Raw genomic sequence first — 11,857 nt, 5'->3', positions numbered from 1 at the left:
CCTACAGATCAAAGTCTTAATTTATAGTTTACAACCATATCTTTTGCGAACACTTAAACAAACATGCTGATGAATTATCTTTTCTTTCCATTGTAGAAAAGTATAAAAATCTCCTCATCAATAAGAGGATTTCCTAGAGTTGAGAGGGTCAAGAGATAGTCTCTGACAGGTTGTTCCTATGAGCAGGTGATGCTAAACTTTTTCCAAAAGGAGGGAGGGTTAATGAAAAACAAGAGAAAACAGGTCTTATACTTTGTCATTTTCATTATTTGTTTCTCGGTAGTTCTCTTAATGATTATTCAAATAAACAGGGGAACAGTTGAGAAAAAAGCTCGTGATTCTGAAGTGATACGAGCCGGAGATGTAAACGAGATACCAGCACAATCAACTGCCTATCTGGAAGAAGAGGTTATTGTTTTAAGTCATTCTATTGAAAAAACGTACACAATGAAATTACTCATTGACGAGTTCTCTCAAAATACTGAAGTAAACAGTATACGATCTGGAATACAAGTTCCCGATATTTTGGAGGTTACTGATGTAGTTCCGAATACCAACAATCTCTCTGCAGAATATATATCTTTTGAAAAATCGGATGAAGGCATCGAACTAAAAATCAATAATGATGATTCACCAGTTAATTTTAAAAATAATGATGGAAGCAAAGAATTGATTTCCATAAAATTCAGACTGAAAAAGGAGTTGACAGCAGAATTGAGTAAAGAAATTAAAGTGGATGATTTTGAAATTACTGACACTGAAGGAAACACGGAAAAATATAAAGTGGATGGGGCAATAACAAAAGTAATTCGTAATCCACTTGCAAGTTCTATTGGAAAGAGTGCGCCAAACGGAAATCCAATTGTCTCTCACAAATTCGGTGCAGACCCCTATGCACTTGTATTCAATGATCGGGTTTATATTTATAATACGAATGATGTATTGGAATATGATCAGGATGGCAATGTTATAGATAATAGTTATGGAACAATTAACAAATTGTCGATTGTTTCTTCAGCAGATTTAATAAACTGGACAGATCATGGGGTAATTAACGTAGCTGGGAAAAATGGTGCAGCTAAATGGGCAACCCAGTCATGGGCGCCTGCTGTGGCGCACAAAGTTATTAACGGAGAAAATAAATTTTTTTTGTATTTCGCCAATAATGCCAGTGGTATTGGAGTATTAACTAGTGATAGTCCCACAGGTCCGTGGATTGATCCAATTGGTGAACCGCTTATTTCAAGGTCCCATCCTGGTGCAGAGGGTGTAACATGGTTATTTGATCCTGCTGTACTAGTAGATGATGATGGAGAGGATTATATTTACTTCGGTGGAGGCGTACCTGAAGGAGAGGATGCAATGCCTAACACCGCACGAGTGATGAAACTTGGGGATGATATGGTAAGTGTTGTAGGTGAAGCAAATCCAATCCCTGCACCTTTCATGTTTGAAAATGCTGGAATTAATAAGGTTGGGGACACATATTACTATACGTACTGTTCCAATTTCTACAGTGGTTACCGGCCGGAAGGAAGTCCGCCTGCCGGGGAGATCGCTTATATGACTAGTGATCATCCAATGGGACCATGGACATATCAAAGTACCATTTTGAAAAATCCTGGTGAGTTTTTTGGAGTTGGTGGTAACAATCATCATTCCATCTTTCAATTTCATGAGAACTGGTATATAGCTTATCATGCACAAACATTATCTAAAGAAATGGGTATTCCAAAAGGTTACCGGTCCACACACCTCAATAAAGTATTCTTTAATGAAGACGGCTCTATACAAGAAATAAAAGCAGATATGGAAGGAGTAGAACCTGTCAAAATGTTGAATCCATTCATCCGCATAGAGGCAGAAACAATAGCTTGGAATGCTGGAATCCAAGTGGAAACTGTTGTAAATGATGGATTTGAAAATACGATGTCAAGTGACCTGGCAATAACTAACATAGATGACGGAGACTGGCATGCGGTTTCAGAGGTCGATTTCAAGCGGGGTGCTACCCAATTCATTGCTTCAGTATCTAGTTTGACAGATGGTGGTGTGATTGACATTCATTTGGATACACCAGATGGTAAATTAATAGGTACACTAGAGGTCCCAGCAACAGGTGGATGGAATCAGTGGGAAGAAATCAGTACCGAAGTGATTGAGGTAACAGGTATCCACGATTTATATTTTATCTATCGAGGAAAGAACCCTCAAGAATTGTTTAGATTGAATTATTGGTTATTTCAAGAATAAATTATCACTAATAAAGTGAGACTTATGGTCAGTGGGGAGTTTTACAGACGTTTATCGCTGTGATAACCAGATAAGTAAACTCGCAATTATTTTGGTCATGATCAGTAATTGCGAGTTTACCATTGTATAATAACTTTTTATCTAACATTTCTATATCATTTTACAATATTATTAAGGGGAAAATAAGTTCTATTTAGAGGTTGCTAGCTCTCTATATTTATTAGCATTGACACCGGTATAGGATTTGAATTTCTTATAAAACCAATCTAATTCTACATATCCCACCTCGTTAGCAACCTCATAAATCTTCATGTTAGTGTTCTCGAGAAGGTGCTTAGCTCTTTCCATTCGTTGTTTCAGTAGATAATCATTAAAAGTCATCTTCTCCTGATACTTGAATTTCTGTCCCAAATAAGAACAATTATAATTTAACATAACAGAGATTTCTTTTAACGTGATTCTTTTACTTAATGATTCATCTAATGACTCGGCTACGTATTTCTTTACTTGCCCAATAATGTCTTCCGATTGTATATATACAGCATTACTTAATTGCTCTGGGTTCTTAATTAAACTATATCTTTTAAGATTTTGCTTTATGAGAAGTAAACAAGTTCTTAATTCATCTGATTGCACAGGGGCAGGCAAATAATCATTTACCTGAAGATTAAGAGCTTTTCTAATTATGAGAAAATCTTTCGGCCCGCCAATTAGTAAGATTGGAATCAAACTACCTTTACGTAGAATCTCACATAGTTGTATACCTTTATCCTTTAACTCAGTTATATTGATTATTACCAGTGAATAATTCTCCATATTAAATAAGTCTACTGCTCTAGATGAGGTTTCCGCATGGTCTTCTAAAATAAAGCCCAAATCATTCCAATTAAACAATTTTTTTATGGTTTCAGCTGAACGACAATTAGGATCAACAAGTAATACCTTAAACACTAACTATCCCCCCTAATAGAAAATTTGATAAAACATAATGTATGCGTTTTCATTATATGAAATCTTTAAATGAAAAAAAATGTGCAATTCTTTATATTGCACACAGATATTTATAACTTTGCAAAAATAATGTATATGGTTAAAATTTCCAATAAAATAACTAGAATATGACAGGTATAAATACTAGTATACAACAGGTTGTTGGTCGAATAGGCTAGTGCTACATTTTTAATGTACCTATTTATTAAAAAGAGGAGGAGTAGGATCATGAGAAAACAAAAATTGTTATTATCGTTATTTCTATGTTTTTTAGTTTTAATTCTTGCAGCATGCAACGGCAATGATGTAAGCGGTTACAATGAAGAGGGTAAGGAAGAAAGTGTAGCGGAAAATACTGAAAATACCGATACGGAAGATAACACGGATGGAACAGAGGATAATGCTGAGGATGAAATTGAAGTGGATTACTATCAAACGCCTGAAATGGACTTTGATTTAGGTGGAAAAACAATAAAGATTGTGTCTTGGTGGGATATGACTATTCCAGAAGATAATCCAGATAATATACTCCGGCAGGAAAATCTTGAGGCACTAATGGAGAAACATAATTTCCAGGTAGAGTATGTGGCAATTGATTATGGCGAATATCAAGAGAAAGTTACTGCCTCTCTAATTGCTGGTGAACCAATAGGTGATATTGTAAGACTTGGTAAAACATATACAGTACCTGCATTGGTCAAGCAAGATTTATTATGGCCAATCGATGAGTATACGAAAAATACAAATGTTTTTAACCAAAATATGACCAACAATCTTTACACATATGAAGGACGGGGATACGGATTTACAGAGGATCATAAAAATTTAGCTCAAGGTATCTTTTATAATCGTACACTAATGAACCAATTAGGAATGAAACCACTTCAGGAATATGTCGAGGAAGATAATTGGAATTGGGAGACTTTTCTGGAAGTAGCTAAGGAAGCAAACAAAGACACAAATAATGATGGAAAACTCAATATATGGGGTTTGGCGAATTCATCCTTAATGATCCATGCTTTATATTCTAATAATACAGATTTAGTTAATGGAGATCAGCAAAACCTTGATGATCCCGCAACAATTGAAGCATTAGAATTTGAATCACGGCTGGTAACGGAACAGATACCAAGACCTACTGAAGGTGGAGATTGGACGGAACCTGGCCAATTTTTCCGTCAAGGTAATACATTAATGTATGCAGGCGCTGATCACGAAATTGGTGGATTCAGGGAAGATATGCCTGATTATGATATTGGATTCATACCATTCCCTAAAGGTCCGAGTGTTACAGAGTATTATTCAGCTGAAGCTTTATTACAAGCGCTGACTATTCCGAAGTCAGTAGAAAATCCGGAGCAATTGATGTACATCTGGGAAAAAATTAATGATATCGAATCCATTTATGATTATCCAGGTCAAGCAAGTTATGAAACTAATTATACAAATGAAGAAGATATAAACAATCTTCGTATGGTTTCAGAGAACTTATTAGTACTGGATTACAATACTTATCCTAATTTAGGGTACTATGATTTTGTTGCAGAAATAGGTAGTGGTACCTCTGTGTCAACAGTTGTTGAGAAATATAAACCGCTATTCCAATCTGCCATTGATGAAGTTTGGGGAGATTAAGCAAAATAGATCATTTTAAGTGAATCTGAAAAAGGTACTTGTTACTCATCAAGTACCTTGTAATTTTTATTAATGTAACTAAGCTTTGTGCATCGAACTTTTGCTACAGGGGGGAGAAGAGTGAAATTAATAAGATATACCAAGCTGAAAATCCTATTAGTAATAGTAATTATATTAGCTTTAATTTGGGGGTTTTATCCTTTGGATTCAACTAATCCAGGTCAGGTAAAAGCCATCGATGATTTTGAAGCTATTACAAGTGGTTTGGAGGAAGATGGATATGACACTTATGAAATTATATATTCCTCTGAGAAGCGACCAGATGAAATTGTTCGTATTGAAGGAGAGGACTTTATTAGTGCAAGTAATGATGGATTTTTTGTCGAAGAAAACTATGAAGGTTTAGATGGAAGTGCAGTGGTAACACCTGAAGAGGGCTCAATAAAGTGGAATGTACGAATTGACAAGCCAGGGATGTATAACATAAGAATTCATTACTATCCTATGGAAGGAAAGAGCTCTGCTATTGAAAGGGAATTCGCAATAAATGACCAAATCCCATTTAACGGTGCTGGGTTATTGTTATTTGATCGGATTTGGGATAACAGTTATGAAGAAATTCAGATGGACGATAGAGGGAATGAACTGAGACCAAGGCAAATCGAACGGCCTGAGTGGATACTAAAGCCACTAATGGATAGTGAAGGTTATTATGAAGAACCGTATTCTTTTTATTTTGCTTCTGGCGTTCAACAAATTTCTCTGTCATCTTTACGAGAACCAATGGCAATTGATTATATTGAGTTATATCAGGAAGCTTTACCTCTGCCTTACGAAGAAGTAAAAGAAGAATATAATGCTAAAGGGATTGAAAAGACAAAAGACCAATACATCATTATACAAGCAGAAGAAGCGACTAGCAAATCGTCTCCGACGCTATATCCTTTGTCAGATAGATCAAGTCCAACGGTAATGCCTTATCATGTTTCCAAACTGAGGATGAATACAATTGGAGGATTGAATTGGAAGCTGCCAGGTCAATGGATTGAATGGGAATTTGAGGTAGAAAGAGATGGATTATATCAAATAGCACTAAAACGTAAGCAAGATCAACTTCAGGGAGTATATGCAACAAGAAGTATCACTATTGATGGAAAATCTCCATTTGAAGAAATGAAAAGGATTCGATTTAACCATAATATGAATTGGGAAATGGATGTTCTTGGTGAGGAAGAACCGTTTCTGTATCACTTGACGGAAGGGACTCACCGTATTCGAATGATGGTTTCACTTGGGGATATGGCTCCTTTGCTGCAGACAATTGAATCGAGTGTACTTGAGCTTAACGAAATGTACAGAAAAATATTAATGATTACATCAAATACACCTGATCCATTTCGAGATTATCAATTAGATAAACGTATTCCGGATATGCTGGATGTATTTACTGAGCAGGCAGAGACGATTCAAAGCGTTGCAGAGCACTTAGAAAAGTCGACAGGGGAACGAAGTGATAAGGTTGCGGTTCTCCATTCTTTAGTAAGACAATTGAATGATATGGTCGAGAATCCCGATACGATTGCAAGAAGGTTGGATAATTTTAAGGTTAATGTGGGTGGTTTAGGAACATGGATGTTAACGGTTCGCGAACAACCTCTTACACTTGATTATTTAGTCGTTTCTTCACCTGATCAAGAGTTGCCGGATGCGCATGCAACGATTTTAGAAACTGCAGCTCATGAGACTGGTGGACTTCTTGCTTCATATACCGAAGATTATGACAGCATCGGTAATATATCAGAAAAAGAACGTTCTATCACAGTCTGGATTACCACAGGACGAGACCAGGCACAAGTTTTAAAATCGCTGATTGACGATACTTTTACTCCAGAAACGAACATTTCGGTTAATTTAAGATTAGTACCTCCAAATATTCTATTGCCAGCAACATTAGCTGATGAAGGTCCTGATGTAGCACTGCAGATTGGTGAGGATATTCCTGTTAATTATGCCATGAGAAATGCAGCTGCTGATTTGACAGAGTTTGATGATTATGAAGAGATTTCCAGTCGATTTAGAGATAGTGCAATAGTACCTTATGAGTTTGATGGTGGAGTATATGCACTGCCTGAACAGCAAATTTTTCCGATGTTGTTCTATCGTAAAGATATTCTGAACGAACTAGGTTTAACTCCCCCGGAAACTTGGGAGGATGTCTACAATATGATTTCTGTTTTACAAAAACATAATTTAGAGTTCTTTTTGCCAATTGATGATCCACAGGCACAGGAACAAACGAATATGGTACCTAATGCAACCTTTTCGATGCTATTGTACCAAAATGAAGGTAAGTTCTATGAAGATGATCAGAAATCTAGTGCGTTAGACTCTGAAATATCTATGGAACAATTCAAAACATGGACCCAATTTTACACCAATTATAAGTTTCCTTTAATGGCTGACTTCCCTAACCGTTTCCGAGTTGGAGAGATGCCGATTGGTATAGCAGATTATACTACTTATAATATGTTGACTGTACTGGCTCCTGAAATCAAAGGGTTGTGGGATTTTACTATGGTTCCTGGAACAGTAACAGAAGATAGCAGCATTAATCATGAAGTTGCCAGTCATACAACAGCAGTAATGATGCTTGAGAATGCAATAGACAAAAATTCTTCATGGGAGTTTATGAAATGGTGGACAGAGAAAGAAACTCAAATATCTTTCGGTCGGGAAATGGAAGGTTTAATGGGAGAGGCAGCGAGATATCCTACGGCAAATATCGAAGCACTAAAAGAATTACCATGGCCAGTCGAGGATTATAACAATTTGGAGAGCCAATGGCAGTGGGTAAGAGGAATACCACAAGTTCCAGGAGGTTACTTTACAGGTAGACATTTGGACAATGCGTTTAGGAAAGTGGTAAATGCGAATGAAAATCCTAGAGAAGCATTGTCAGATTATATTCTGTATATCAACGATGAAATTGAAGTGAAACGAGATGAATTTAATTTACCGAATTAGGATAGGAGGTGGATGCAAGTGCAATCAAAATCGATAGAACAACCTCTGGAGGAATCCGGTTATCCAGAAAAGCGATCACGTATAGCCTCTTTTTTGAAGGAATTAAGAAAAAATATACATTATTACGTATTGATGGCTCCCTATTTAATTATATTCCTATTATTTACGGTGATTCCGGTAGTTATATCGTTCGGACTTAGCTTTACTTACTTTAATATGCTGGAATTTCCACGATTTATTGGGTGGTCGAATTATTCTCGATTATTTCTGAGTGACGATATTTTTAGTATCGCATTAAAGAATACATTTATGTTTGCGATCATAACTGGACCAATTAGTTATATAGCTTGCTTTATCTTTGCTTGGATAATCAATGAACTTTCGCCAAAGGTCCGAGCATTTATGACGCTGGTGTTCTATGCACCTTCCATTTCAGGAAACGTATTCTTTATCTGGCTGATTATTTTTTCGGGTGATAGCTATGGATACCTGAATGGGATACTTATGAACATTGGATTTATCTTAGAGCCAATTCAATGGTTGAAAGATGAGCAGTATATTCTGGCAGTGGTTATTATCGTTCAACTATGGCTAAGTTTGGGTGCCGGTTTTCTTGCTTTTATCGCAGGTTTGCAAACAATTGACCGTTCTCTTATTGAGGCGGGAGCAATTGATGGAATTAAAAACAGGTGGCAGGAACTATGGTTTATAACTTTACCATCAATGAGACCGATGTTAATGTTTGGGGCAGTTATGCAAATTACACAATCATTTGCAGTTGCCGAAATATCGATCGCTCTTGCAGGTTTCCCAAGTGTTAACTACGCTGCACATACTGTTGTAACGCACTTAATGGATTATGGAACCATTCGTTTTGAAATGGGATACGCATCAGCAATTGCAACGATTTTATTCACTATAATGGTTGGTACTAATATGGTGGTTCAGAGATTACTAAGAAAGGTAGGTGCATGAAAATGGTTTCTAATACAATAAAACTCTTTCGAATGAATAAAAAACTTAACCGGTCGTTTACCGTCACCTTCCTGATGTTCGTGTTTTTAGCATTATTTGGGGCGTTCATGGCACTGCCGCTAGTTTATGCGGTAAATAATGCATTTAAACCATTAGATGAATTGTTTATCTTTCCACCAAGGTTCTTTGTGCGGAATCCGACTTTAGATAATTTCTTTGATTTAGTTTCTTTAATGGGGAATTCCTGGGTGCCTTTATCTAGATACATTACCAACACATTATTTATAACGATCGCAGGTACTGTCGGTCATATTTTACTGGCATCAGCGGCAGCATATCCGCTTGCTAAATATCGATTTTTCGGATCTAAAGCGATTTTTTCAATTGTTGTATTATCATTAATGTTTTCACCACACGTAACTGCAATTCCTAATTATATGGTGATGTCCTGGTTAGGCTGGATAAATACTCAGGCATCTATAATTGTTCCATCATTAGCGTTTCCTCTGGGATTATTTTTAATGAAACAATTTATGGAACAACTGCCAAATGCATTGCTGGAAGCTGCGAAGGTCGATGGAGCAAGTGAATATCGAATATTCTGGAGTATTGTCATGCCTAATGTAAAACCTGCTTGGTTAACATTAATGATACTTCAATTTCCAATGCTGTGGGGAACAGATGGAGGTAACTTTATTTACAGTGAGAACTTAAAAACACTTCATTATGCGCTTGGTCAAATTATACAGGGGGGGATTGCTCGAGCAGGGGTTGGTGCGGCTGTTGCATTATTCATAATGATCGTACCAATTACTCTCTTTATTATTTCGCAAAGCAGCGTAATGCAGACGATGGCGAATTCAGGAATTAAAGATTAAAAAGGAGTTGCAAGTGGAGTGAATAGAATAAAGATATTCAGCAAATTACTAGTTGTTTCCATGATATTCTCATTCATGATTCATATGAAGCCAATCAGTGCAAATGCACACGTTGACGTACCTTCCTATAATTATTCGTTCTGGGGTGATTCCATTGCAGCTCCAGATGCCTTTAAGGCTGCTACTTTAATTCAAGGCGATGATCTGAAATTTGGCGCGTTTAAGGAACCAAACGATTTATTCGTAACAGAAGATAAAACGATCTATGTAATGGATTCAGGCAATAATCGTGTAGTTATTATGGATAAGGAATTCAAGGCCCTGGATGCCATTGATTCTTTTGAAAATGAGAATAAAACAGAAACATTTTCAAATCCACAAGGGATATATGTTACAGAAGATAAGCACATTTTCATTGCTGATACGGGAAACAACCGAGTCGTTCATCTTGATCAACATTATCATTTAGTGGGTATCATCGAAAAACCAGAATCTGAATTATTAAAAGAAGATTACGTTTTCCAGCCAATTCGTGTAGTAGTTGATAATGCTGATAGAGTTTATGTTATGGCAGCAGGAGTATTTGATGGTTTTATGGAATTCAACGTCAATGGTGAGTTTAATACCTTCATAGGTGCTAATCGCGTACAAATTGATCCGATTGAGTTACTGTGGAAACGGTTGTCCACACAGGCCCAACGAAGTCAGATGATGATGTTCATACCAACAGAATTTACTAACCTTGATATAAACAGTGAAGGCTTCATTTATGCAACTAATGGTGATGACAGCAGTGATAAGATAAAAAAGCTAAATGCCAGGGGTACGGATATTCTAAGAAGAGAAGGGTATTACAGCCCTATTGGAGACATTAGATATCCACATGATGTTGGACCCTCTCGACTAATTGATATTGATGTCACTGATAGTGAGGTATATTCTGTGCTTGATTCCAAGCAAGGCCGAATATTTACTTATAATGGCGATGGTCATCTAATGTACGTTTTTGGAGGGCTGGGGAATCAAATAGGCTTATTTCATACTCCAGTTGCGATTGAACGTGTTGATGATAGCTTTCTTGTGTTAGATAAAACAGTTGGCGAAATCACCGTTTTTCGTGAAACAGACTATGGCCATACAATAAATGAGGCAAACAGAAGTTACTATCAGGGAGATGAAGAAAAGGCGTTTCAACTGTACAAGAAAGCGATTGAATTGAATGCAAATCTTGAATTTGCCTACACCGGGATAGGCAAAGCTTTATTAAGACAAGGTGATTACAAAGGTGCAATGGAAAATTTTAAACAAAGTTTGGATCAAAAAAATTATTCGAAAGCATTTCTGCTTTATCGTAAAGAATTGTTAAGAGACTACTTTCCTGCTTTGATGACAATTATATTGGTTTCTGCCATCGGGATGATCGGATTCAGAACATATAGAAAAATGAGGAAGAGAAAGAAGGGGATAGCTATTGAATAGGGAGATGATTAAATACCCGTTTTATCTCATTGTTCATCCATTTAATGGCTTTTGGGATTTGAAGTATGAAATGAATAAAAGGATGAATCTAATTATTTCTTTTGTTATTTTATTTTCGATGGTTGTGACGAACATTCTAAGTACACAATATAGTGGATTTTTGGTTAACATATACAATCCTAATAATATGAATAGTTTACTAGAGATTTTATATGTACTTGTTCCACTTTTGTTCTGGTGTGTTGCGAATTGGTCACTTACAACTTTAATGGATGGGGAAGGGAAGTTTATTGAAATTTTCACATCTACATGCTTTTCATTAACTCCATTAATTATTATTAATTTTCCATGGATTTGGTTAAGCAACTTTGTTTCAATGCAGGAGACCACATTTTACTACTTTTCAAGCACCTTTGCACTTCTGTGGTTTCTCTACTTACTGTTTATTGGCAACATGACAGTACATCAATTTGCTCCAATGAAGTCAGTAGGAACGATCTTACTTACAATTTTGGCAATGGGTTTTATGGCATTTCTCTGTTTATTGTTCTTCAGTCTGATTCAGCAAATAGTTGCATTTTTTCATGTGATTTATCAGGAGATTGTCATTAGGTATTAAGAAA

The 11,857-nt window shown here is 36.4% G+C and carries 8 protein-coding genes; 7 read left to right on the top strand and 1 reads right to left on the bottom strand.

The genetic code is table 11. From position 1 onward, the window contains the following. The first annotated feature begins 222 nt into the window (after positions 1-222). Entirely contained in the window at positions 223-2,253 is a 2,031-nt protein-coding gene (locus tag F9U64_RS13555; RefSeq protein WP_228275721.1) for a glycoside hydrolase family 43 protein, read from the top strand. Between the two features lie 189 nt (positions 2,254-2,442). On the opposite strand, the gene F9U64_RS13550 is transcribed toward F9U64_RS13555, so the two are convergent. Further along, the gene (locus F9U64_RS13550; protein WP_153404540.1) at positions 2,443-3,204 is read right to left on the bottom strand and encodes a helix-turn-helix domain-containing protein; all 762 of its coding nucleotides are present in this window, start codon (positions 3,202-3,204) and stop codon (positions 2,443-2,445) included. 267 nt (positions 3,205-3,471) lie between these two features. Here F9U64_RS13550 and F9U64_RS13545 point away from each other — a divergent pair, with 267 nt between their 5' ends. The 6 genes from F9U64_RS13545 to F9U64_RS13520 all read left to right on the top strand — a co-directional run bounded on the left by F9U64_RS13545 (position 3,472) and on the right by F9U64_RS13520 (position 11,853). Next, positions 3,472-4,878, top strand: coding sequence for an ABC transporter substrate-binding protein (locus tag F9U64_RS13545; protein WP_153404537.1), 1,407 nt, complete (start codon positions 3,472-3,474; stop codon positions 4,876-4,878). Between the two features lie 129 nt (positions 4,879-5,007). Further along, positions 5,008-7,902, top strand: coding sequence for an extracellular solute-binding protein (locus tag F9U64_RS13540; protein WP_153404659.1), 2,895 nt, complete (start codon positions 5,008-5,010; stop codon positions 7,900-7,902). 18 nt (positions 7,903-7,920) lie between these two features. Further along, positions 7,921-8,877, top strand: a complete 957-nt coding sequence (locus F9U64_RS13535) for a carbohydrate ABC transporter permease (protein WP_228275719.1) — start codon at positions 7,921-7,923, stop codon at positions 8,875-8,877. A gap of 2 nt (positions 8,878-8,879) precedes the next feature. Beyond that, the gene (locus F9U64_RS13530) at positions 8,880-9,755 is read left to right on the top strand and encodes a carbohydrate ABC transporter permease (RefSeq protein ID WP_407647327.1); all 876 of its coding nucleotides are present in this window, start codon (positions 8,880-8,882) and stop codon (positions 9,753-9,755) included. 75 nt (positions 9,756-9,830) lie between these two features. After that, positions 9,831-11,234, top strand: coding sequence for a hypothetical protein (locus tag F9U64_RS13525; protein ID WP_228275726.1), 1,404 nt, complete (start codon positions 9,831-9,833; stop codon positions 11,232-11,234). Continuing rightward, positions 11,227-11,853, top strand: coding sequence for a YIP1 family protein (locus tag F9U64_RS13520; protein ID WP_153404527.1), 627 nt, complete (start codon positions 11,227-11,229; stop codon positions 11,851-11,853). The genes F9U64_RS13525 and F9U64_RS13520 overlap by 8 nt, the downstream gene beginning before the upstream one ends. Positions 11,854-11,857: the final 4 nt, after the last annotated feature.

It is taken from the genome of Gracilibacillus oryzae (assembly GCF_009498735.1).
Taxonomy (GTDB): domain Bacteria; phylum Bacillota; class Bacilli; order Bacillales; family Amphibacillaceae; genus Gracilibacillus; species Gracilibacillus oryzae.
Note: the sequence above shows the minus strand (reverse complement) of the source record. Positions and strands in the feature narration are given on the sequence as shown.